At 40.3% G+C, this 25,055-nt stretch carries 17 protein-coding genes, 1 pseudogene and 1 riboswitch; of the genes and pseudogenes, 10 read left to right on the top strand and 8 right to left on the bottom strand.

Annotated features, from left to right (window positions below; all coding sequences use genetic code 11):
* Positions 1-17 precede the first annotated feature (17 nt).
* Positions 18-1,331: a Na+/H+ antiporter NhaC family protein gene (locus tag ACRWSG_RS01760; protein ID WP_462166877.1), complete on the bottom strand. Its 1,314-nt coding sequence runs from the start codon at positions 1,329-1,331 to the stop codon at positions 18-20.
* 280 nt (positions 1,332-1,611) lie between these two features.
* Here ACRWSG_RS01760 and dapB point away from each other — a divergent pair, with 280 nt between their 5' ends.
* The 6 genes and pseudogenes from dapB to ACRWSG_RS01730 all read left to right on the top strand — a co-directional run bounded on the left by dapB (position 1,612) and on the right by ACRWSG_RS01730 (position 9,137).
* A complete protein-coding gene (gene dapB / locus ACRWSG_RS01755) occupies positions 1,612-2,409 on the top strand; it encodes a 4-hydroxy-tetrahydrodipicolinate reductase (RefSeq protein ID WP_462165453.1) in 798 nt (265 codons plus the stop codon).
* Between the two features lie 207 nt (positions 2,410-2,616).
* The gene (gene carA, locus ACRWSG_RS01750) at positions 2,617-3,753 is read left to right on the top strand and encodes a glutamine-hydrolyzing carbamoyl-phosphate synthase small subunit (RefSeq protein WP_462165452.1); all 1,137 of its coding nucleotides are present in this window, start codon (positions 2,617-2,619) and stop codon (positions 3,751-3,753) included.
* 16 nt (positions 3,754-3,769) lie between these two features.
* Positions 3,770-6,989 (top strand): annotated as a pseudogene (carB, locus tag ACRWSG_RS01745) (carbamoyl-phosphate synthase large subunit).
* 51 nt (positions 6,990-7,040) lie between these two features.
* Positions 7,041-7,517 (top strand): transcription elongation factor GreA, encoded by a 477-nt coding sequence (greA, locus tag ACRWSG_RS01740; protein ID WP_054551507.1) that lies wholly within the window; start codon positions 7,041-7,043, stop codon positions 7,515-7,517.
* Between the two features lie 117 nt (positions 7,518-7,634).
* A complete protein-coding gene (locus ACRWSG_RS01735) occupies positions 7,635-8,678 on the top strand; it encodes a S66 family peptidase (RefSeq protein ID WP_138600478.1) in 1,044 nt (347 codons plus the stop codon).
* A gap of 57 nt (positions 8,679-8,735) precedes the next feature.
* Positions 8,736-9,137 (top strand): hypothetical protein, encoded by a 402-nt coding sequence (locus ACRWSG_RS01730; RefSeq protein ID WP_152967105.1) that lies wholly within the window; start codon positions 8,736-8,738, stop codon positions 9,135-9,137.
* Between the two features lie 72 nt (positions 9,138-9,209).
* Here ACRWSG_RS01730 and ACRWSG_RS01725 read toward each other — a convergent pair whose 3' ends face one another.
* Positions 9,210-9,866 (bottom strand): nitroreductase family protein, encoded by a 657-nt coding sequence (locus tag ACRWSG_RS01725; RefSeq protein WP_462165451.1) that lies wholly within the window; start codon positions 9,864-9,866, stop codon positions 9,210-9,212.
* A gap of 102 nt (positions 9,867-9,968) precedes the next feature.
* Here ACRWSG_RS01725 and ACRWSG_RS01720 point away from each other — a divergent pair, with 102 nt between their 5' ends.
* Both ACRWSG_RS01720 and ribB read left to right on the top strand, forming a co-directional pair.
* A complete protein-coding gene (locus ACRWSG_RS01720) occupies positions 9,969-10,907 on the top strand; it encodes a LysR family transcriptional regulator (RefSeq protein ID WP_462165450.1) in 939 nt (312 codons plus the stop codon).
* Positions 10,908-10,954: 47 nt separating this feature from the next.
* Positions 10,955-11,102, top strand: a riboswitch (FMN riboswitch).
* 106 nt (positions 11,103-11,208) lie between these two features.
* Positions 11,209-11,862: a 3,4-dihydroxy-2-butanone-4-phosphate synthase gene (gene ribB, locus ACRWSG_RS01715; RefSeq protein WP_138616028.1), complete on the top strand. Its 654-nt coding sequence runs from the start codon at positions 11,209-11,211 to the stop codon at positions 11,860-11,862.
* Positions 11,863-11,910: 48 nt separating this feature from the next.
* On the opposite strand, the gene ACRWSG_RS01710 is transcribed toward ribB, so the two are convergent.
* The 6 genes from ACRWSG_RS01710 to ACRWSG_RS01685 form a co-directional block, all read right to left on the bottom strand.
* On the bottom strand, positions 11,911-13,353 hold the full coding sequence (locus ACRWSG_RS01710) for a serine hydrolase domain-containing protein (protein WP_462165449.1): 1,443 nt from the start codon (positions 13,351-13,353) through the stop codon (positions 11,911-11,913).
* 22 nt (positions 13,354-13,375) lie between these two features.
* Positions 13,376-14,368 carry an alpha/beta hydrolase family protein gene (locus ACRWSG_RS01705; protein ID WP_462165448.1) on the bottom strand — a complete coding sequence of 331 codons (993 nt, stop codon included), beginning with the start codon at positions 14,366-14,368 and terminating at the stop codon, positions 13,376-13,378.
* Positions 14,369-14,438: 70 nt separating this feature from the next.
* Positions 14,439-15,302: a D-Ala-D-Ala carboxypeptidase family metallohydrolase gene (locus ACRWSG_RS01700; RefSeq protein WP_462165447.1), complete on the bottom strand. Its 864-nt coding sequence runs from the start codon at positions 15,300-15,302 to the stop codon at positions 14,439-14,441.
* An 8-nt stretch (positions 15,303-15,310) separates the two neighbouring features.
* A complete protein-coding gene (locus ACRWSG_RS01695) occupies positions 15,311-16,927 on the bottom strand; it encodes a L,D-transpeptidase family protein (RefSeq protein ID WP_462165446.1) in 1,617 nt (538 codons plus the stop codon).
* A 157-nt stretch (positions 16,928-17,084) separates the two neighbouring features.
* A complete protein-coding gene (locus tag ACRWSG_RS01690) occupies positions 17,085-20,237 on the bottom strand; it encodes an efflux RND transporter permease subunit (protein WP_055020813.1) in 3,153 nt (1,050 codons plus the stop codon).
* A 3-nt stretch (positions 20,238-20,240) separates the two neighbouring features.
* Positions 20,241-21,413, bottom strand: a complete 1,173-nt coding sequence (locus ACRWSG_RS01685) for an efflux RND transporter periplasmic adaptor subunit (protein ID WP_462165445.1) — start codon at positions 21,411-21,413, stop codon at positions 20,241-20,243.
* A gap of 158 nt (positions 21,414-21,571) precedes the next feature.
* On the opposite strand from ACRWSG_RS01685, the gene ACRWSG_RS01680 reads away from it, so the two are divergent.
* Positions 21,572-21,820 (top strand): YkgJ family cysteine cluster protein, encoded by a 249-nt coding sequence (locus tag ACRWSG_RS01680; protein WP_054562006.1) that lies wholly within the window; start codon positions 21,572-21,574, stop codon positions 21,818-21,820.
* 197 nt (positions 21,821-22,017) lie between these two features.
* Positions 22,018-24,987, top strand: coding sequence for a hypothetical protein (locus tag ACRWSG_RS01675; RefSeq protein WP_462165444.1), 2,970 nt, complete (start codon positions 22,018-22,020; stop codon positions 24,985-24,987).
* The last annotated feature ends 68 nt before the right edge of the window (positions 24,988-25,055 follow it).

Raw genomic sequence — 25,055 nt, 5'->3', positions numbered from 1 at the left:
AGAAAAAATTATTTAACTTATGCTTTATTTCGGCGTAAGCAAATTACTACAACGGCAGTAAAGGCAAGAATAAAGCAGTAATAAGAAGAGGTAGAGACTTCCCATGGGCTAATTTTGAAGGTTGCGCCCAGTAGAAGTGCTTGTGCGCCATACGGCAATGAGCCTTGCGTAACACAAGCAAAAATATCAAGTAAGCTTGCTGAACGCTTTCCTGTAATTTCACCATCATCCGCTAATTTTTTAGCAATCGGGCCTGCAACTATAATAGACACGGTATTATTAGCGATGCATAAGTTACTGGTCATAACCAGTGCTGCAATCCCTAATTGATCTGCAACTTTACGGTGCCATTTTGCAACGATTTTTGTAATTGCTTGAATTTTGTTAGCAATATAATCAAGACCACCATTAATACGGATAAACTCTGAAAGGCCACCAATAAACATCGATAGCAAGAAGATTTCCTGCATATCAGTAAAGCCTTTATAAATATCTTTAACAAAGCTTGCACCTTCATAGCTGCCAGTAAAGCCCATGAGTGCGGCAAAGATAATACCACTAAACAGCACCACGAATACGTTAAAGCCCATTACCGCGAGCACTAAGATAAAGGCATAAGGTAACACTAATAAAATATCGAAGTCTTGTGTCTCTACCGCTTCTGCTGCAGGGGTTAAGAAGAACAACAAGCCGATAGTTAATGCCGCAGCAGGTAAGGCGATTTTTAAGTTCTCACGGAATTTATCTTTCATTTCACAGCCTTGCGTGCGGGTTGCAGCAATAGTTGTGTCCGAGATGATTGATAAGTTATCACCAAACATGGCACCCGATACAATCGTGCCTGCCATCAGAGATGGATCAATGCCTGTTTTTTGGGCGACGGCATAAGCAATCGGATCAATCGCACCGATAGTACCCATAGAAGTGCCCATCGCAGTCGACACAACCGCAGCAATTAAAAATAATCCTGGTAGTAACAGAGCCGGTGGAATAAGTGATAAGCCCGCATTAACAACGGCATCAACACCACCGGTTGCACCAGCAACCGCAGAAAACGCACCAGCAAGCAAATAAATCAAACACATAGTGATGATGTTGCTATGGCCAGCACCTTTAATAAAGGTTTCAACACTGTGGTTGATGGTATTTTTATTTAAGATAAACGCCAGCATGATGGCAGGTAAAATTGCCACAGGAGCTGGTAATTGATAGAAGGCGTAATCGACACCTTGAGACTGTAAGTATAAGCCAGCGCCTAAAAATAAGCCGACAAACACCAAAAGCGGCAGCAAAGAAAGTTTTGCTTTTGTTTTATTAAATGATGGCTGCATCATATTCCTCGTTAGATAACCAATAACACAGCCAAACACTTCTTTTAGCTGTATTTAGTTGTGTCTAAAAGACAACAACAGCGCCCGCAAGCCAAAGACCAAATCGGCGCAAAGGAAGAAGTTTAAATGTATAGATGGCTAAATGCAAAGACTATCTGTTATTATTGTTGTTCTATTAATAAATCTAAAATTAGCTCTGTATTTTTTATAAGCTAACCTGACTATTACATGAGTTTTCGATAAAATCCAGCCAGCTAAGAAGAATAGATAAGGTAACTATATGAACCGCATAGGTGTATTTGGCGCAAACGGCCGCATGGGACTTGCACTTTTAGAAGCAGTCTCAAAAAAAGATGACGCAACATTAACGGGCGCGTACGTACGCGAAAACTCACCACTTTTAGATAGTGCGGTTAATCAATTAAACAGCGCTGCATCAGCAGATGTATCATTTAGTAAAGAAACAGACGTAAAAGATGCAGATGTATTGATAGATTTCACCTTACCTCAAGGAATGCGCAACCACCTGAAAACAGCGGTCGAAAAAAATATCGCCATGGTAATTGGTACTACGGACTTTAACCAAGATGATCTGGATGCCCTTAATGAAGCCGCGAAACACATTCCGATTGTTTTTGCCCGTAACTATAGCGTAGGCGTGAATTTACTGCTTAACTTAGTGCAGACTGCGGCTGTGAAGTTTGGCGATGATATGGATATCGAAATTTTTGAAGCTCATCATCGTCATAAAATCGATGCGCCATCGGGAACTGCATTGGCAATTGGTGAAGCGATTGCCGAGGCAAAAGGCTGGCAGCATGATGAAGTCGCGCGTTTTGATAGAAGCAATGACGAACATGCAAAATCGCAAAATGAAATCGGTTATTCAGTCATGAGAGGCGGAGATATAGTAGGTGAACACACCGCATATTTCGCAACTTCTGGCGAAAGGCTAGAATTAACTCATAAAGCAAGTTCAAGAATGACCTTCGCATTAGGTGCTGTAAGAGCTGCGGGCTGGTTGAAAAATAAACCAGCTGGACTTTATGACATGCAAGATGTGCTTGACTTGAAGTAGTTTAGTTTCTTTTTTGGCAGTTTCAGTGAATTTTTAGTTAATAACGCTTATTTTTACTATTTTATTAATTAAGATTAGATCTGAAAGCTAAATTACTGTAGAATAGCGCCAATTTGCCAAAAATTCATAAATGCGTGTTTCCAATCGCTATAAACGGGCAGTAGAGCAAATGACTTTACTCCCGTTTTTTACTGTTAGGAGGTTAACTTGACTAAATCCGCTCTGTTAGTCCTAGAAGACGGCACAGTGTTTCGCGGTACTGCAATCGGCGCTGACGGCATGTCAGTCGGTGAAGTAGTATTCAATACGTCTATGACTGGTTATCAAGAAATTTTGACTGACCCTTCATACGCGGAACAAATCGTAACTTTGACGTACCCACATATCGGTAATACGGGTACTAACAGCGAAGACGAAGAAGCGGGTCAAATCTGGGCTAAAGGCCTAGTGATCCGTGATTTGCCACTGCTAGCAAGTAATTTCCGTAACGAGCAATCGTTAAGTGATTACTTAAAAGAACGCAATATCTTAGGTATTGCCGACATCGACACTCGTAAATTAACACGTATCTTACGTGATAAAGGCGCTCAAAATGGTTGTATCATTGCAGGCGACGAGTTAGATGAGAATAAAGCGCTTGAAGCTGCGCAAGCCTTCCCAGGCTTAAAAGGCATGGATTTAGCAAAAGTTGTCTCAACCAAGGAAAATTTTGAGTGGCGCGAATCAAGCTGGACGTTAGGTTCAGGCTTTAAAACGCTAGAAGCAGCAGACGAGAAGTTCCACGTTGTTGCTTATGACTTCGGTGTTAAACGTAATATCTTACGTATGTTAGTTGACCGCGGTTGTAAATTAACCGTTGTTCCTGCACAAACATCTGCAGAAGACGTACTGGCATTAAACCCAGACGGTATCTTCTTATCAAATGATCCAGGCGACCCTGAGCCGTGTACTTACGCGATTGAAGCAATTAAAACTTTCCTAGAAACAGACACGCCAATCTTTGGTATCTGTTTAGGTCACCAATTACTTGCACTTGCTTCAGGTGCACAAACGGTGAAAATGAAGTTTGGTCACCACGGTGGTAACCACCCAGTTAAAGACCTTGACCGCAATGTTGTAATGATCACAGCGCAAAACCACGGTTTCGCAGCTGACGAAGCAACATTACCAGCGAATTTACGTGCAACTCACGTTTCTTTATTCGATGGCACGCTACAAGGTATTCACCGCACAGATAAGCCTGCATTTAGCTTCCAAGGTCACCCTGAAGCAAGCCCAGGTCCACATGATGCGGCACCATTATTTGACCACTTCATCGACCTGATGCAAGCACGTTCTAACTAATTTAACCGGAGTAACAATGCCAAAACGTACCGACATAAAAAGCATTCTTATCTTAGGCGCAGGCCCGATCGTAATCGGTCAAGCTTGTGAATTTGACTACTCTGGTGCACAAGCGTGTAAAGCACTACGAGAAGAAGGCTTTCGAGTAATTCTTGTAAACTCGAACCCTGCAACTATCATGACTGACCCTGAAATGGCGGATGCGACGTACATCGAACCAATTCATTGGGAAGTGGTAGAGAAAATCATTGAAAAAGAAAAGCCAGATGCGGTACTACCTACTATGGGTGGTCAAACAGCATTAAACTGTGCGCTTGATTTAGATAAGCACGGCGTACTGGCAAAACACGGTGTTGAGCTAATCGGTGCAACTGCTGATGCAATCGATAAAGCTGAAAACCGTGAGCGTTTTGACGTAGCAATGAAGAACATTGGCCTTGAGTGTCCGCGTGCAGAAATTGCTCACTCAATGGAAGAAGCACACGATGTACTTAGCCGCATCGGTTTCCCATGTATCATTCGTCCATCATTCACTATGGGTGGTACCGGTGGTGGTGTTGCATACAACCAAGAAGAATTTGATGAAATTTGTGAGCGTGGTTTAGATTTATCACCAACAAATGAACTTCTAATCGACGAATCGTTAATCGGTTGGAAAGAGTACGAAATGGAAGTTGTTCGTGACAAAAACGACAACTGTATCATCGTATGTTCTATCGAAAACTTTGACCCTATGGGTGTTCACACTGGTGACTCAATCACGGTTGCTCCTGCGCAAACACTAACTGATAAAGAATACCAAATCATGCGTAATGCATCGATGGCTGTACTTCGTGAAATCGGTGTTGAAACAGGTGGTTCAAACGTACAGTTTGGTGTGAATCCAGTTGATGGCCGTATGGTTATCATCGAGATGAACCCACGTGTATCGCGTTCTTCTGCACTAGCATCAAAAGCAACCGGTTTCCCAATTGCGAAAATCGCAGCGAAACTAGCTGTAGGTTACACCCTTGATGAGCTACAAAACGACATCACTGGCGGTAAAACACCAGCGTCTTTCGAGCCGTCAATTGACTACGTTGTTACTAAGATCCCACGTTTTAACTTCGAAAAATTCGCAGGTTCAAACGACCGTCTAACAACACAGATGAAATCTGTGGGTGAGGTTATGGCGATTGGTCGTAACCAACAAGAATCACTGCATAAAGCATTACGTGGTCTTGAAGTAGGTGCAACGGGCTTTAACCCAATTGTTGCCCTTGATGATCCGAAAGCAAAAGAAAAAATCATCCGTGAATTACGTGAGCCAGGTGCTGAGCGTATTTGGTACGTTGCTGATGCAATGCGTCACGGTATGAGCGTAGAAGACGTATTCGAATTAACTAAGATTGACCCTTGGTACTTAGTACAAATCGAAGACATCTTAAAAGACGAAGCAACAATCAGCGAAGTAGGTATGGCTGGTTTAAATGCTGAGTTTTTACGCAAGCTTAAGCGTAAAGGTTTTGCTGATGCGCGTATCGCTGAAATTGCCGGTGTTTCTGAAGCAGAAATTCGTAAGAAGCGTCACCAGTTAGATATCGTGCCTGTATATAAGCGTGTTGATACCTGTGCTGCAGAGTTTAGTTCAGACACAGCTTACATGTACTCATCTTATGATGAAGAATGTGAAGCTAATCCATCTGAAAAAGATAAAATCATGGTAATCGGTGGTGGTCCTAACCGTATCGGTCAAGGTATCGAATTCGATTACTGTTGTGTTCACGCAGCATTAGCTTTACGTGAAGACGGCTATGAAACAATCATGGTTAACTGTAACCCTGAAACTGTTTCAACTGATTACGATACATCTGATCGTTTATTCTTCGAGCCAATCACGCTTGAAGATGTATTAGAAATCGTACGCGTTGAAAAGCCAAAAGGTGTTATCGTTCAGTACGGTGGTCAAACACCACTGAAACTTGCTCGTGAGCTTGAAGCGAATGGCGTGCCAGTTATTGGTACTTCACCAGATGCAATCGACCGTGCAGAAGACCGTGAGCGTTTCCAACAGCTTGTTGAGCGTCTAAACCTTCTTCAACCAGAGAATGCAACGGTTACTTCTTTAGAAGAAGCGATTGTTAAGTCTGCTGAAATTGGCTTCCCACTGGTTGTACGTCCTTCGTACGTACTAGGTGGTCGCGCAATGGAAGTGGTTTATGATGAAGACGATTTACGTCGTTACATGACTGAAGCTGTATCAGCGTCAAATGAAGCGCCAGTACTACTTGACCACTTCTTAGATAATGCAATTGAAGTTGACGTTGACGCTATCTGTGACGGTGAGCAAGTAATCATAGGTGGTATCATGGAGCACATTGAGCAAGCAGGTGTTCACTCAGGTGACTCAGCGTGTTCATTACCAGCTCACTCACTAACTACTGAAGTACAAGACGTAATGCGTAAGCAAGTGACAGATATGGCACTAGAGCTTGGCGTAGTAGGTCTGATGAATACACAGTTTGCAGTGAAAGACGGTAAAGTTTACTTAATCGAAGTAAACCCACGTGCTGCGCGTACAGTACCGTTCGTTTCAAAAGCGACAGGTATCGCACTTGCTAAAGTAGCGGCACGTTGTATGGCAGGTCAGTCGCTAGCAAGCCAAGGTATTACAAAAGAAGTAATACCTCCTTACTACAGCGTAAAAGAAGTGGTACTGCCATTTGCTAAGTTCCAAGGTGTTGACCCAATTCGTGGCCCAGAAATGCGCTCAACGGGTGAAGTTATGGGTGTTGGTGAAACTTTCGCCGAAGCATTCGCAAAAGCACAATTAGGTGCAAGCAACACTTTACCACGCGGTGGTCGCGCGTTACTATCGGTACGCAACAGTGACAAACCACGTATCGTTGAACTAGCTAAAACCATGACTGATTCTTGGTTTTGAGCTAGATGCAACAGGTGGCACTGCAAAAGCACTTGAAGAAGCTGGCATTGCAGTTCGTCGCGTGAACAAAGTATACGAAGGTCGTCCTCATATTCTTGATAGAATTAAAAATGGTGAATACAGCTACATTGTAAACACTACTGAAGGTCGCCAAGCGATTGAAGATTCGAAGGTGTTACGTCGTGGTGCGTTACAGCATAAGACTAACTACACAACGACTCTGAACGCGGCATTTGCTAACTGTACTGCAAACCAAGCAGATGACCGTAGCAAGGTGACGTCAGTTCAGGAACTACACCAGCGAATGAACTAAGGAAATGTGCCAAGGGCGAGGCAATCGCTCTTGGGATTAAGTGAGAATAATATGCAATCAATTCCGATGACAGTTCGTGGTGCAGCATTACTGCGCGAAGAACTTAACGAATTAAAAACAGTTACCCGTCCAAAAATCGTTGCTGATATCGCTGAAGCACGTGAGCACGGTGATTTGAAAGAAAACGCTGAATACCACGCTGCTCGTGAGCAACAAGGTTTCTGCGAAGGCCGTATTCAAGAAATTGAAGCGAAGCTTTCAAATGTGCAAATCATTGATGTAACTAAAATGCCTAACACAGGTAAAGTTATTTTTGGCACAACGGTCACTATCGTTAATGTTGAAACCGATGCTGAAGTAAAATACCAAATCGTAGGCGATGACGAAGCAGATATCAAAAACAACCTGATCTCTGTTAACTCACCAATCGCGCGTGGTTTAATTGGTAAAGAGGTAGATGATGCCGTTATCATTAAAACGCCAAACGGTGAAGTAGAGTACGAAATCATTGAAGTTGAGTATATTTAGTAGCTTAACCAAGCATTGAGAAAAACCGCAGTTCACACTGCGGTTTTTTTATGCCTGTTTACAGGCGTGGATTTATTCGGTACGTTGGCTACAAACTGTTGCAATGAAGGAGTAATAATGGCGAAAATTCAGTATCCTAAACCACTTGTTCAAGGTGATAAAATAGCCATATGTGCTTTTTCATCAGGTGTTGATAAAGCCTTTCATGAGCGCTTAGACATAGTACTTAATGGCTTAACAGCCAAAGGTTTTATTGTTATTGAAGGTGCCTGCTTACGTCAGTCACACAATAGTGCAAAGCAACGTGCTGATGAGCTCATGCAGTATTTAACTGATGATTCAATCGCAGCCATCATGCCGCCATGGGGGGGCGATCTCACCATGGAAATTTTACCGCTTCTCGATTTTAATGCGATAAGCAAAGCAAAACCTAAATGGTTGGTTGGCTTTTCAGATATCAGCACGTTTGCATGTGCATTAACCACTCGTTGTGGCTGGGCAACCTTGCACGCTGCGAATTTAATGCAAATTCACCCTGACGATCCCGATGTTTATTTAGCAAATATATTCAGTGCCATGTCACTTGAAGAAAAACAGCAATTGCATCAAGTTGCTTCGCCTTTTTATCAGCAAAAGCAAATTGATTATAAAGCTAAGCCTGAGGCTCAATTTGACTATACTGCTCCTAGCCAATGGCGCTGTATTAACTATAAAGATAAACGCCAAATTGAAGTGTCTGGTCGCTTAATTGGCGGCTGTTTAGATACCTTAGGTCTGTTGTTACCCTCTAATTATTATGCATTGCATGAATTTAAAAAGCAGTATGCGCCTGAGGGGTTAATTTTATACCTAGAAAATGCAGAGCTTAGTCCGATGGCTCTTGCACGTTGTTTGTTATCGTTAAAGTTGAATGATGTTTTTACTGATGTAAATGCGGTGGTATTTGGCCGCAGCCCTGCAATTAATAACGACTGCTACTTTGATGAATACCAAGCAATAGAGCTCGCATTTAAAGGCAATTTGTTCCCAGTTATTGTTGATGCCGACATTGGCCACGTAGCCCCTAATTTAGCATTAATTAATGGTGCTGTTGCCACAATAACTGCAGATTTGTGTGAAGGTATGGCGAGTAATGTGGTTGTGAAGACAATATGTAATTAAAGGAAGCTCTGATTGGCTAGAACTAGGTGACCAAGTTTGGTTTTGGGAGATATTAGTGTGAAAGTAAAATTATTATTGCTTGGCATGATATTACTTTTGTCCTGTTCAACTGCGAAAAGTGCTCTTTATGTAAATTCTGAAAGTTGTACAGTGAAGTTAAATAACACAGAAAAAAAACTGGGGTTAATTACTCCATGCAGTTTAGTGAAAGTTCATGATAATTTATTGAATTTTAAAAAATACGGTGAAACAGAGGTTTATATTATTTCTGGAGCACCATCACCGTTAGATAAGCTGTCGAGATGGTCCGTAACAAAAGAAGATAACTGTTCACTAGAATATCAAGCTGTTATTGTTAATAATGAAACACTATCATTATCAAAGGTGAAGGATAAAACCTTGGTTTGCCCTAATTTAGGCTTGGATGAAAAAGTGTATAGGCAGTTTCTATCTGATTAAAAGCTTATAGGCTCATTTATAATAGCCATTCTAAGTTACGCCTACATTAAAAGGCGTAACTATTAAGGTTTGTTAAACAATCTTAATTACCGCATCTTTATCTAAACGCGATTTTGGTAATGCAGCATTATAGTCTTGCTCTGGCTCGTGATAACCAATAGCGAGTGCCACTTCACATACATAACCGCCTAATTCATCAGCAAAAAGCTCTCCGAGTAAGTCTTTATCGACACCTTCCATCGGTGTTGAATCTAAGCCTAAACGAGCCACTGTGTGCATAGTATTGCCTAAGGCAATGTAGGTTTGCGCTTTAGTCCAAGCAGCGTTATCACCTTGCTCATCTGTATTTAAATCAACAAAGGCGAAGGCACCAAATGCTTGCTCTTTGTTTTCAGCTTTTGTACTGCCATTAGCAATATCGGCATCAATTACTTTTTCATAATCAGCACGTTTATAGCTTGGGTTATAAGCAAATAAAATGGTGTGTGATGCCGCTTTTGCATGAACTTGGTTAAACTGAAACTTATTTGCAAAACTATCATGCAGACGCTGTTTACCTTGCTCTGATTCAATGACCACAAACTTCCATGGTTGAGAATTAATAGACGATGGCGATAAACGTAATGCTTCTAAAATTACAGCTAAGTCTGCTTGGCTAATTTGTTTTGAAGCGTCGTAACGTTTACTAGTATAACGGCGTTGTAAGTCAGAAATGATTGGGTGTGTCATGATTTGCTCCCGCATGTATAACAATTAGGTGCAGTTTACGCCTTGCATACTTTACGATAAAGCGCATAATCGAATAAACATTATCAAAAATTTTTAGTTAATATGCTGGTTGAAGATCTTAAGTTAATCCTCAAGGTGGCTGAGTTTCGCAGTATTACAACCGCGGCAGCCAAATTAGACATGCGAGCTGCTACCGCCAGTGCGGCAATTAAACGTGTTGAAGCAGCGCTGGGGGCTGAGTTATTTGTTAGAACTACTCGTCATTTGCGTTTATCTGCGGCAGGGGAGCGCTTTTTACCTCAGTGTCAGCAAGCAGTGCTCATGCTAGACCAAGCCACACTCGCGTTAAAAGGTGAGCATGATGAAATTGAAGGAGAACTAAGAGTCGCATTATCTTCAGATTTAGGCCGCAACATCATTATCCCATGGTTAGATGAGCTACTTGATGAGTATCCAAAGCTGAGTATGCGCCCGCATATTAGCGATAGTAATGTCGACTTTTACCGAGACTCCGTTGATTTTGCCCTTAGGTATGGCTCGCCATCCGACTCAAATTTGTATGGCTTTAAAATTTGTAATGTTCCGCGGCTGTTATGTGCAACCTCGGAGTACATTGCCGAACATGGCGCGCCGACACATCCCGATGAATTAAATCAGCATCAAGGCCTGTTTTATCAACTACAAGATATCATCAATAATGTCTGGGAATTTACCGATGGAACCGAGCGTTTTAAGGCGAAAATGCAAGGCCGCCGAGCATCTAATGATGGTGATTTGGTAAGGCGTTGGTGCGTGGCTGGTAAAGGCCTAGCGGTTAAATCATGTATTGATATCAGTGATGATTTACTAAGTGGGCGGGTAGTGCCCGTGATGCAAAATTATCCTCACTTATGTGCTGAGCTTTGGCTAATATGCCCAAGTCGACAGTCCATTACACCCGCGGTTCGTCTAGTGCGTGATATATGCCGAGAAAAAACCAAGGCGATCCTCAATCAACTGATTGAAAAAGGCATATTAGATAAGCGGGTACTCGATAACTAATTACTTTAGGTATAGAATAGCTTGGCTTATTCATCTTATTGATTAAGCAACATTCTCAGGGCGGGGTGAAATTCCCCACCGGCGGTATACTTTGAAATTATGTGAGCCCGCGAGCGCTTTAACTTTGGTTAGAGGTCAGCAGATCTGGTGAGAGGCCAGAGCCGACGGTGATAGTCCGGATGAAAGAGAATATAGTTTATCTATAAAACAGTAATTGGCTGCCTGCGGGTGGTCTTTTTTGCTGTGCCTTTCAATGTCCTGAATCTTTTCATATTTAATTTAATAGGTATTAAAAATGATGATTCAGTCTTCTTTACTTAGCCAATTTGGCGAACCACTTGAACGCGTTGAACGTGCTATTGCTGCCTTGCAGCAAGGTGAAGGCGTACTTGTAGTAGATGACGAAAACCGTGAAAACGAAGGTGATTTTGTGTATTCAGCACAGCACCTGACCACAGAGCAAATGGCCATGATGATCCGTGAAGGCAGCGGTATTGTGTGTCTTTGTATGGGCGATGAGCGTGTTAAACAGCTTGATTTACCACAAATGGTTGAACATAACACCAGCCAGAACAAAACAGCTTACACAGTGACCATTGAAGCTAAAACGGGCGTGACAACTGGCGTTTCAGCAACTGATCGTGTAACCACCATTAAAGCGGCAACAGCTGACAATGCAAAGCCTGAAGATTTGTCTCGTCCAGGACATGTGTTTGGGCTGCGAGCACAAACGGGTGGTGTATTAGTGCGCCGTGGCCATACCGAGGCATCTGTTGATTTAATGCTGTTAGCGGGTTTAACACCGTTTGGTGTTATTTGTGAATTAACGAATCCAGATGGTTCAATGGCTCGCTTGCCTGAAGTAAGCAAGTTTGCCAGTGAGCACAACATGCCTGTTGTATCGATTGAAGATTTAGTTGCCTATATCCAAGCAACGCAAAAACAGGCTTGCTAAAAGCGTTAAGCCGTAAGTAAAAAATAAGGCCACTCTTGTGGCCTTTATTTATTGTAATTTCTCAATAGCGTGTTTAGCACTTTCACTGTCAGGATTAAGTTTTAGCGCACTTTTGTAACTTGCTAATGCTTTTTGTTTATCACCAGCTGCTAAATATGCTTCACCTAAACTGTCAAACGTATTTGCTGAATCTGGATAAGATTGATTGTTGAGTTCAAACACCGTGATTGCGGCGTCTAGCTCATCCATCTGCATTAATTCATAGCCAAAGTAGTTTAGCGACCTTTCTCTAGGCGTATTACCCTCACTCACCATTTGCTGATAGGTATTCTTTAACCCTGCAATACCTTCACGTTTAAATGCGTTATAAAGTTTACTATCTGCATGCTCTGTCGCTTTTTCGTAGGGTTTGCCATAGTAGATTGCAAGTAAGCCATTAGTCATGGGTGTGAGTGGCGCACCACCGGTGTTATTTAAAATAATAACCAGTAATTTGTCTTCGATTATTCTACTTATAAATGCATTAAAACCATTAATACCACCGCCATGTTGGATACGTGTTAGGGGTTTTCCGTAGGTGCTTTTATCAAGGTTTGTAACTTCCCAGCCAAGCGCATAATTTCTTTGCTCAGAAACTTGATACATCTGTTTTTTATATTCGTTGTTCAATAACTTATCTGTGTAGAGAGCGTGATCCCATTTTAGTAAATCTCGTGCTGTTGAATACATTGACCCAGCAGCATACGGGATAGACATATCTAAATAATCAGTATTGCTATAACCTGCTAAACCATTGTCGTAACCCGATACGCGAAATTTAATGATTTTATTGTGAGAATCATAGCCTGTATTCTTCATATCGAGTGGATCTAAAATATTCTTCTGCAATACGTCTTGATATTTCTGACCTGTTACCTTTTCGATTACCGCACCCAAAATAAAATAGCCAGAGTTGCTATAACGAAACTCAGTGCCAGGCTCGAACACTAGATCATCACTACATAATAAGCGAATAAATTCATCAACACTGTAAGGGTTTCGGCTGTACTCATCACGAAACGATTTTGCTTGAGTATAATTACCAAGACCAGAGGTGTGATTAAGTATTTGCCGAATGGTAATTTTAGTGGCTATATCTTGTCTGTAATCAGGGAGGTATGTTGCAAGGTGATCATCGAGTTTGAGTTTACCATCTTGTGCCAATTGCAGAATTAACATGGCGGTAAACTGTTTGGTAATTGAACCAATTCTAAATTTACTTTTATTACTATGTTTTATATCCCATTCAAAGTTGGCATAGCCAACGCTTTGTTCAAACAGTACTTTTCCACCCTTTGCAACTAACACATTGCCATTAAACTGCTTAAAGTTATGAAAGCCATTAATAAAGTCAGCCATCTCTGCTTGCATGTTTTGGCTATGTGCGAGGCTTGAAATTGCGACTAAATAAAAAACTACAAGCAACCTTAGTTTATTAAAGAATATGTTCATTGCTTTCCTTGTTATTTGTTGGTTACATTAATTGATGTAAAACTTCATTGCGCATGGCTTGATTGATAAGGCTGACCATTCTGGTGTGGTCTAAATTACTGTAATGCACTATGGATACACTCTTATTTTGAAGTGCTTGCCAATAACTAGCGGGGCTTATTGGGTCAGCGTTACTGACATAGAGTGTGGTTCTATTAGCTGATTGTTTGCCGTTCAGTAGGGCGATTAAATCAAGCTGTGTTTCATCAATAGCACTGTCTTGAATTACATCTTTTGCTGCGTTTTTAAAATCATTATCTTTGACAAAGTAGCTTAAGGTGGGGTGATAATTTTTAGCTACGGACATTAATGCAGTGTCAAAATGCACCATTGGTGCAACCATTATCTGTTGCTTTACATTAGACATCTGCTTTGCAAGTTGCATAGCAGCAATACTGCCCATTGAATAACTTAAAATATCAATTTGTTGGTATTGATTGGTATTTAAATAATGCTTTAATACATCAAGACTGTTTAGGCCAAATTTGAATTCACTATACTGATTGCTCGCAGGCATTAGGATGACATCTTTGCCTGTAAAATGGCTAAGCCAACGAGCTTGCAAGCCATAGATCACACTACTCACACCGTAACCTGGGAATACGACAATTGCTGAATCGTTTAATTTTCTAGCGCCATTTATAGGGATTAAGGTTGTCTCAAACGTTTCAGTGACACCTTTCGACTTTAATTCAAAATAAATATCTAATGATTGATTATTTTTAAAATACTCTTTGGAATCATCTTGAGAAAACAACCTAAAATCTAAGCATTGCTTATCTTCGATACATGTATTCTGTGGAGCTCCTGAAGGCATGACCATGTATTCCATACCGTCAAATGGTATTTCTTGAGCGGGCTGTGTGATTTGATAAGCAATAAAACTTTGGCAACCACTAAGGACTAAAATATAAAAAATGCAGAGGATAAAGCGCATAATTCCCTTTGTTGTTATTGTAGTACTTCCATTAATCACAACAACTTACCAATCAAGCAGCAATAATGCAATCGGATAATATTTGAACAAGGGTTGTACGAGGATTGTATTACCACCTAGCGGTAAATCCTCGGTTATCTATGTGAACAAAACCACCGTGGTGGGAGGCGGGTTTATAGCGACCGATACCGCCATTATAGCGACTCTGTTTTTGGAACTTTTCAAACACTTTATAAAGCACATCAACATCAGCAATCGTTAGTTTGCCATCACCGTTTAAATCGTCCATTCGGCCATCACCATCTTCGTCTACATATAGGTCGAAGGCATCGCCGTATTGGTGTCGGCTATGTTTGCCATTACCAATTGAGCGATTGTAGTGGGGTGTTCTATAGCCGCTGATAAAGGTAAATTTGCTGACTTTAATCCCTTCATTTTGTACAAACGAGAGCAGATCTTCGAGCATCAACAAGCCATCGTTGTTGACATAAAGGTATTTTGGAAAGCCACTCACTTGCTTACAAATTACATTTTTAACTTGCACATGAGGAGTCAGCTGGCGTGATAAGTCTTTCTCAAAAATTTCTATAAACCCGTTTGGTGCACTGTATTGTGTATAGCCTTTATAAGGGGCAGGGTAGAGGCCTATTTGATAACTATTCAATTGCTTATTGTTAGCATTGAATGGTTTTTTCACTATAACGAGTAAGCGTTTGCTCGTTTTGTTGTTAGTCAGTACTAGGCTATAAAACCCTGCATTTTCTGGGGCATAAACGGCAATGCTATTTGGCCCTAATCGCTCTGTCTCAACATCTGAAACTGCAGTTGGAGCAAAATCAGCCGTGTTATCAAGTGTTAGCACTTGTTTTGCATCAAGTACAAGGCTGTGCAGCGAGTCAGTTAATTCAATGGCAGCAACAGAACATGTAGTTAACGCTAAGCACACACTAAAAATAATACGGCTGAAATACATAGTGACCTCTAAATTGTATTGTTTGCTAATGGCGTGGTGAGAGCTTTTAATAATGCGCCATCACGATTATAAACGTCGGTATAAAATTGTAGGCCCTCGTCGTTACCCGCAACGGTCCAATACATTAAAAGTACATCCAGCGGTTTTGATAAGCTGACTTTTTTAGTTTCTTTCGCTGCAATGGCGTCATCAATTTCACTACGGCTCCAATTATCCGAGATTTCTAAGATTTTCTCAGCTAAGGTGAATGGGTCATCAACTCTTACACAGCCGTGGCTAAATGCACGTTGGTCTTGCTGGAATAAACTTTTTGCAGGGGTATCGTGCAAATAGATTGAGTATTTATTTGGGAACATAAACTTGATTTGCCCTAATGAATTATTCTCTGAAGGCTGTTGTACAAACCAATACGGGAAGTTTTTGCGGCTAGCATTCGGCCAATCAATACTCTTGCTATCAACTGGGTTACGGCGACTATCAACCACAACAAAGTCTTTCTCGGTTAAGTAGTTTGGGTTTTCTTTCATTTTTTTGATGATGCCACCTGAAATACTCCGCGGTACTGTCCACGTTGGATTCATCACGATATAACTCATTTGCCCTTTAAAAATTGGGGTTTTGGTGTAGTTTCTGCCTACAACTACGTTGGTTTGCCATTTCAATTTGTTGTCTTCAAACAAGTACAGCAAGTAGCCTGCGATATTTACCACTAAGAAGCGCTCTGTGAGCGTGTTATCAACCCAACGAATGCGCTCTAGGTTTACTAAAATATCATTAACGTACTCACTGTAATCTTTGTTGAGTAGTTTTAACGTCGCATTGCCAATCACACCATCATCAGCAACTTGATGGGCATTTTGAAAGCGTTTAACTGCTGCGACTAGCTCATCGTTATAATCAGTGGCATTACTGTTACTGCCGTCAAAATACTTTAGTCGTTTTAACTTTTGTCTTAAAAGCGGTACTGCTGAGTCTGATTGTCCGGGTTTTAATACCTTATTTTGCAGTGCGAAGTCAGGTAACTCGCCAGTGGCATCAAGCTCTCGATAAAACACAAGGGCGTCTTTTAAACGCTTATAATGAGGCAAAACAGGCTTTAGGTTTTCAAGTCCTTTATCAAGGCTTTTTGATTTTACATGTTTAAGTAATGAGGTTGATGCAGCATCTGGGCTAACATCAAACTGTTCATAGTTCCATGTGGCTGCCAATTGTTTTGGGTTTACCTTTCCGCGTATTAGGTGTTTTGCATAGGTCATCACGGCATCTGTCATCAGTACATCAAACTGGGCTTCGACGGCATCTGCTCCGCGTTTCTCTATTTCGTTGGCCAGCGCCATTAATGTATCAAAGTGATAGTCGTTAGGAGATAGCCCTTCAAGTTCTGCTTGCGCAATTAAATTGAGCGCTTGTTTGGCATATTTGTTGTCATCCCATACTCGTTCAAAACTATTTGCTTTATAGGTGGCAACAGTCATTTCAGGGGAATGGATTTGTTGTCCTTCCATATTGTGAGATTCACCAATCAGAATAGGTTCAAGCTGTTGTTGCAAGTATTGGTTCTCAGCAAGCACTGGCATACAAATTGATAAACAACTGAGCAAAGCTGTGTAGTGCAGAATTTTCATAGCTATGTCCTTATAACGTATTTAGTTATTTTTTAATTGTATCTTTTTTGCTCATTTAAGCTTAGCAAAACAACAGGATTTATAGGAACATATTTTTAAATAAAAAACGCTTGGCAAATAAGCTTGCCAAGCGCTCGGTTGGGATTTTGAGAGGGGTTTAATTACTGGTTGTTTGTAATTTTGCTTCTGGCTCTGCTTTTTTACCTCTTAGCTTGCCAATTAAGCGTTTGAAGTCTTCTAACGCGACGTACTGACAAGGGATTAAAATAAGCGTAATGACCGTTGCAAATAACACCCCGAATGCTAGAGATACAGCCATTGGGATAACGATTTTTGCTTGTAAGCTTGTTTCCATAATGATTGGTAATACACCAATAAAGGTTGTAATCGAGGTCAGTAATATTGCTCTAAAACGACGCGCACCGGCTTGCATTACAGCTTCTTTGATTGCAACACCTTCGGCGCGGGCTTTATTGACAAAGTCGACCATCACTAGCGAGTCGTTTACGACAACACCTGCAACAGCGATGATACCGAATACTGATAGGCTACTCATTGTCATACCTAAGATCATGTGGCCAAACATTGCACCAATGACACCGAATGGAATAACCGACATGATGATAAATGGCTGTGAGTACGAGCGTAGTGGAATAGCAAGTAACGCAAAGATAATCATCATTGATAAAGCAAAGTCACGTACTTGTTCTGCAACACTGTCCATTTCTTCTTGAATACGACCGGCTACATTACTTTCTACACCTGGGTAGCTTTTCAGTAGGCTAGGTAAGTATTCGTCACGAATTTCTTTTGCAATGGCAAATGGTTCAGCTTGGTCAGTATTAACCGCAGCCCAAACGTTTACAGTACGTTTAGCGTTCTCACGGCGAATACGGTTTACACCATCTACAATGTTAACTTTAGCAACTTCAGCAAGCGGTACTTCAACACCCGTTGGCGTGATGATACGCGCATCTGTGATGTCACTTACTGCGTTACGCGATTCACGAGGGTAGCGGATCATTACTTTGATCTCTTCACCGTCACGTAAAATACGTTGTGCTTCTAGGCCGTAATAGCTAAAACTAACTTGTGATGCCACATCTGAAAGGGTTAACCCTAAGCTGTAAGCAAGTGGTTTAAGTTCAAGTTGAACCTCGTCAGTTGCAGATTGTAGTGAGTCATTTACATCGCCTACGCCTTGCATGCTATTTAGCTTTTCTTTTAACTTAGCAGCCACTTCTTTGAGCTTATTGATATCTTTGCCTTCTAAGCGAAAGCTCACATCACCGTCATCACGGCCGCCATTCATGATACTGTCTTCAATATTCAGCGTTTTCACACCTGGCAGTGGTGGCATTTGCTCACGCCACATTGCACTTAATTGGAAGGTATCAATAGGGCGTAAGTCTGGTTCAACCAAAATCGCCATAATGCGTGCACTTGTTCGACCGCGTAAACTAACCGATAAATCGCGGATCATTGCTTGACCATATTGCTCTTCAAGTTGTTTATCGACATCTAAAATCAGCTTTTCAATTGTTTGCGCTGTCTCAAGGGTTGCTTGCTCAGACGAAGATAAGTTCATTTCTACTGAGATACGTGGGAAATCATGTGGAATTTTAGGGTTCGCAACAAATTTCACTAAGCCACCAGCGAACATACCGCCACTAACAATAAGTACACAGATAAAGCCAACAATCACGGTGTAACGGTAATGAATACAGCGGCCAATAAATGGTGTGTAGTAATTATCAACAAAGTTCTTGAGGCCTTTATCCATACCTAAACGTAAGCGATGTAGTGGATTTTTAGGGTTCGCAGGTTTATTTTTCATTGCCGCTAAGTGAGCCGGTAAAATTAGTTTTGACTCAATTAGTGAGAAAATTAAACATAGGATAATTACACCACCAATGGCTTTAGAAAACGCAGAGCCAGGACCGGATGCCAGTGTTTGTGGTAAAAATGCTGCAATTGTGGTTAACACCCCAAAGGTTGCAGGAATAGCAACGCGTTTTACGCCGCGTACTACGTTATCTAGGCTATGACCGTGCTTTTCAATTTCAGCACTGGCTGACTCACCGACGACAATAGCATCATCAACGACTATCCCGAGCACCAGTATAAATGCGAATAAAGAAGCTAAGTTAACCGTGATATCAATAAAGCCCAGTGGCATCATTAAAAATGCGCCTAGGAATGACACAGGTAAGCCCATCATTACCCAAAACGCTAAGCGTAGTGGTAAAAATAGCGCCAGTACCACCATCACTAAAATACCACCCCAAATCATGTTGTCGATCATCATGTTTAGACGACCTTCAAGGTAGTAAGTTAAATCAACAATCGGTGATAGTTTTACACCTGCTGGTAACTGTGGTGCTTTATCTGCTAGGTATTTTTTTAATACCGCAGCAACTTTAGTGATGTCTTGATCTTTCGAAGCATTTACTTCAAAAGTCAGTGAGTTTTTACCGTTGTACTTAGAGTATTGTAAGCCTTCTTCAAAGCCGTCGTTAATTGTTGCTACATCACCTAAGAAAACTTGAGCGCCATCTGGTAAGTGTAATAAAGGCAGATTTTCGAACTCTTTACCACGATATGCTTGGTTTTCAACACGCATTGAAATGTAGCCATTTTCAGAGCGAATTTGACCTGCAGACATATTGGCAGAAAAGCTGCGAACGGCTGTGGCAATATCACGGAAAGTTAAACCATACTCACGTAGCTTATCTGGGCTAATTTCGATGCCAATTTCGTAGTTTAAGCCACTGTAAAAGTTGACTAAGTTAATTTGTGGTAAAGCTTGTAGCTCATCTTTTATGTCGTTACCAAGTTCTTTGAGCTGGTAGTTACTCATATCGCCATACAGCGCGAGTATCATCACTTCTTGCTCAAACTTTTCGCGGCGAACAATTGGGCGTTCCATCTCAGCAGGGAAGGTATTGATTGAATCAACCTGCATCTTGATTTCATCGAGTACTTCCTGCGGGTCGTACTTCTCTTCGATTTCGATCCAAGCTTGTGAAAAACCACGGTTCGAATAGGTAATTAAACGTTTAATGCCTTCGAGGCCTTCTAAAGACTCTTCGACCTTAATGGTGATGCCTTCTTCTACCTCTTGCGGCGCAGCCCCTGGGTAGACAGCTTGAATACTGATCCAGTTACTCTCAAATTGTGGGAACATTTGCTTACGCACCGACATTGCCGTCAATAAGCCACCCACTAAAATGAAAATCATAAGTAAGTTTGCAGCAACTGGGTTGCGAGCAAACCAGGCAATAAGCCCTTTTTCTCTGTGCGTGGTCATGGCTTATTCCTCTTTTAACGCTAACTGCGTTGTTGGCACATTCAGTGTTGCGTCATCTAACTTGACCGCCATGCCTTCAGTTGGGTATTCAAGTGCCGAGGTAATCAGTTGCTCACCGTTAGCAAGGCCATTATCGGCGATCACCATGCCATTTTGTTCGCGAACGATGTTAAGTGTTTTAAAAGTAAGCGTTTCGCCATCTTGTAAAACAGCGACTTTTTTATCTTTAACTAAATGGTGCGGAACAACAATCGCGTTGTCTAACGCTCTGACTTCGATAGTGGCGTTAATGTATGAGCCAAAACGTAATGGCTGCTTTTGCTCATAAGGCGTTGCTACTTGTGCTACTAAGTAATTCATGCGGCTACGTTGGTCTACAACTCCTTCGCTACGTACGATAGTTGCTTGCCATGTTGTTTGTTTACCTGCAAATTCAGCATTAATTGATACGCTTGCACCAATTCCTTGGTTATTTAGGTATTGCAGATCTTTATCAGCAACAGGTAAACGAATTTCAGCCAGTGACGTTGAGCTCAGACTACCAAAGCTGTTACCTGGGTTTACCACACTACCTAGACTAATCAGGCGTTCGTCGATAATCGCATTGTAAGGCGCTTTAATATATGTGCGCTCAAGATTACGTTTTGCGCGTTTTACACTCGCTTGCGCAGCACGATAACTTGCAAGTTTTTCAGCAAGTTGTGGTTTACGTAAATAAAGCTCAGAAGGGATAACTTGGTTTGAGTCACCTTTGATGCGGTCCCACTCAGCTTGCGCAACTGACACCTGTGCACGTTCTATCTCAAGTGCAGAGCTTGCTTGGGCTAGTCCTGCTTCAGCTTCAATGAGTGCTGCTTCGTAATCATTTGGGTCAATACGTGCTAGAATGTCGCCTTGCTTAACAAATCCACCTTGTACGAATTGATCTGATAACGACACAACCTGACCACTTACTTGCGCAACAAGCTCAGTTTGGTTTTTAGGTTTAACGATACCGTATGATTTTACATCGAGGGTAATGGCGTCAAAGCTTAACGGTTTGATTGATACAAGCGGGCGCAGATCTTGTTCTGGTTTTTCTACTGGCGGTTGCTTCATTGAGGCAAATGCGAATGCCATTCCAAGTCCGCCGACTAATACGGCGATAGGGAGAATGATTTGTTTTTTACTAGCCACGGGATAGTCCCTCACGGTTGACGGTAATTAAAAATAAATTTGATAGGCTAAGCATACGCAATAAAGTGTTTACAAGGCGTTTGAAGATGTAACAAACCATTACACATATTACAAAGGCGCTACAAAGGTTCTATAAGAGGTACTCAATGACAGATAAAATGGCATGCAGATTAGGCTGTGGCGCCTGTTGTATTGCACCCAGTATTAGCTCACCGATCCCAGGAATGCCCAATGGGAAAGCAGCGGGAGAGCGCTGTATTCAGCTTGATGATAATAACCTATGTAAATTATTTGGTGATGAATCAAGGCCTAAGGTGTGTAGTGACTTTTCTGCCACTATTGATGTGTGCGGCACGACAAATGAGCAAGCGTTGTATTTAATTACCGAGCTTGAGCAGATGACTTAGTTTATAATATAAATACTTTTTAGCTCAATGTTTACACATACTATACTCCTAATATTTTCTTAATCCTCACCTCTTAATACTTAAGTGTTTAACTTCTAGGAAAGTTAAACACTTTATATGGTTTATTTTTTTTATTTTGCCTTTAAAGCTTTTTTGATTGATATTTGTAATTTAGGGAATGATTTTAAGGAAAGGTTATGTTTAAAATTTATTGGATAATAGTATTTATATTCATTGTTTTTTTTCATATTAATGAAACTAAAGCAAGTGAATGTGATCCTGTTAAAGTAGTAAAGAATGTAAATGTAAGAGAACAGGCAAATAAGTTTTCTACGAAAGTTGGTTATTTGGAAGTAGGGCAAAGTTACAACGTTGTAAATGAGGAAAATGGATGGATTAACTTTTGGTATGATGGACAACTAAGATGGTCTTATAAAAATGGCTACTTAGAAAATGCCGAGTTATCTTGTGTAAAAATTTATAATACTAAAACTGACGCTGTGAATGTTCGTTCTGAACCTTCTAAGTATAGTGAAAGGTTAGGGAAAGCTCCAGAGGGTTCGACATGGATACTAGTTAATGAAAATAATAGTTGGGGGGAGGTATGGTACGATAGTAAACCTGCCTTTATTCATAGTAATTATTTGGAAGAAATACCCAAAGTTACTGAAAAGATAAATATGGAAGTAACTATGGGCTATAACAATGGCTATTATGGGGACTCAATAGATGATTCAGAAAGCCTTTTTGATGATATGCTTGTTTTCATTAATGGTGATTTTGTCGGTGAAATGGTTGATACGGTTAATATCACACTCAATGTTGACCCAACTATAAAAAATACAATTTCGTTAATTGGTAAAGTATCTTCATTTGGTGAGGTGACTTTAACTGAAGAAAACTACCAAACTAATTCAGTGTATATTCCCCTTAATGAAAATCATGGCTATGCTGAGTGGGCAAATATGTCTGTCTCCAGTATTACAGAAAATACGATAGATAAAAACTTTTCGAGTTTTGATATTTCGTTCTCACATAATGAATTACCGATAGATATAGATGAAAATCCCTCCTTTATCATTGAGTTAGCCAGAGTTGACGGTAGAGAAATAAATCTAGAAAAACAACCATCTGTTGATATATCACATTATTTCCATGTTGTGGATGGCATACTTACACCTAAGTCTTTCGATGAGTTTAAATCATTTTTTAGATCAAGGACTATATTTGGCGAACTCACTTTAATGGTTTCTGCTAGAGGTAAAGAGGTGGATGTAGATTATTATGGTGAAATTAATTTCTATATGGACGCTTTTTTATTAGGTGGAAAGCTGAACCCACCACCATCTAATAGCAATGTATCTGTTGCTAATGTTGAAATCGAATTCTCTTATTTATTAAATAATAAAAAGTTAGTAAAAAAGGTCATTACTGATGAGTCAGGTTCTTTTAGTATAAAATTATCTTTTGGTAATTGGTCGTTTTCAACAGAGGCAGTGCATGATGGTAAGAAGTATTTTTCAGTAGGAACAATTACAACAGACTATGAGCATAGCAATATAGACGTTAACTTACTAACGGATGTAGATATTAGAGAAAAAGTCCCTTTTTTTACTATGCCAAACACACTATCTAGTGAAAATGATTTATTAGATTTTGAAAAAGATAAAAATTATTATGAAAGAAGTGACTTCGAACAGTCTGTTGATTTATGTGGGAGGAATTTCATTGAGCGCGGATATTTATTTAAGTGCTCTCATAGTGAGCCTCTTAAAGAAGAAAGTGAGAATGTAAAAAGTAGCAATGCATCGAATGAAAGTGAAACAATTCAAGTGAATAGCTCGGAAGAAAATTTAGTAGTTTCAGATTCATTGGAGCTATTAGTACCTCAGGGCTCAAAGAAATTAACTGTAAATCAATATTTGTATACTCAAGAATACCCTTATTATGTGAAAAAGCAAAGTGCCTACAATGATACGGTTGCTGTTTATGTTTATTCTTATTTGTCAGGGGTTTTATATGAATATATTTCTGAAGTCAACTCTATTTATAACGATTTTCCTACTTGGGATAGTCAAGGTGTGGCATTTTATAGGTATACGGTTGATGTTGAAAGTTATGCAAAATATGATAACTTTCCCGTTTCACTTTATATAGAAACAAAAAATGTAGGTGACTCAAAGAGAAATACGTACGTTGCTGCTAATTTGGCTTATGACTCACCATATATTAGAGTAAGAAATTTACAATTAAAAAGAAATAAAAAAGCTACGAAAAATTCTGAAGATACTAGTGATTTTTTTAGCATACCGAAATCTGGTGATGCTAACTATTATCACAAGTCAGTCGATATAGAGCTAGAAATACCAGAGGGATATAAGCTATCAAACTTAGATGTTATATTGGTTTTACCTGATGAAACAGAAATGCAAAGTGTCTTTTCTGGGAGTAATTTCACACAAGTTGGAGATACTGTTGAAGGATTAAAATTAACTGATTTTGTTTCCCAGCTTAGTGATACAACATTTTTTAGTGAATTTAAGTATAAATTTTTTGCAGAAGCAGAAAATGAAATAAATCCAAGTGTTATAATTCAAAGTGAAATATATTATTCAAAAATTTTTCAGCCATTATGGAAAGTTGACAGTATTACACCAAGGTTTGGTGTACGTGACGCTGGTGGAGATGGTTGGTCATCATATAATACCATCAATTGGCTACAATCATATGGAAACTTAGTACCTGAAATAAATGACATATCAGGAGAGCACGGAAGGTATATCGGCCATAAGACCCATAAAGTTGGCACTGATATTGATGCATTTTTATTTCATAATATGATAGGTGGTAGATTAGATATAAGAGGAAAAGCTCGGGCTAATTATCAATTACTAGAAAAATATGTAATTAATGCATTAAATGGAGATGCATACTCCATTGATCAAGTTAGGTTGTGGGTAACAAAATCAAGAGCCGGTTTAGAAGAATTAGCACAATTAAGTTCAGTTATTAAACTTTATTACACAAAAGGATACAGTATGCATCAGGCTGGAATTAACTTGTCATCAGGTTGGATCAACTCTGATAGAAACAGGAAAGCTAGATGCTTCTGGCAAGGTATTAGACTTAGGGCTTTCGCCTTGGTCCAATTACAAAGTTACTTATAATAATGTCCATAATGATCATTTACATATCAAACTAACTAAATAGTTGCTAAATATGAATACCTCCTACG

This window comes from Pseudoalteromonas sp. GB43 (genome assembly GCF_054923805.1).
Note: the sequence above shows the minus strand (reverse complement) of the source record. Positions and strands in the feature narration are given on the sequence as shown.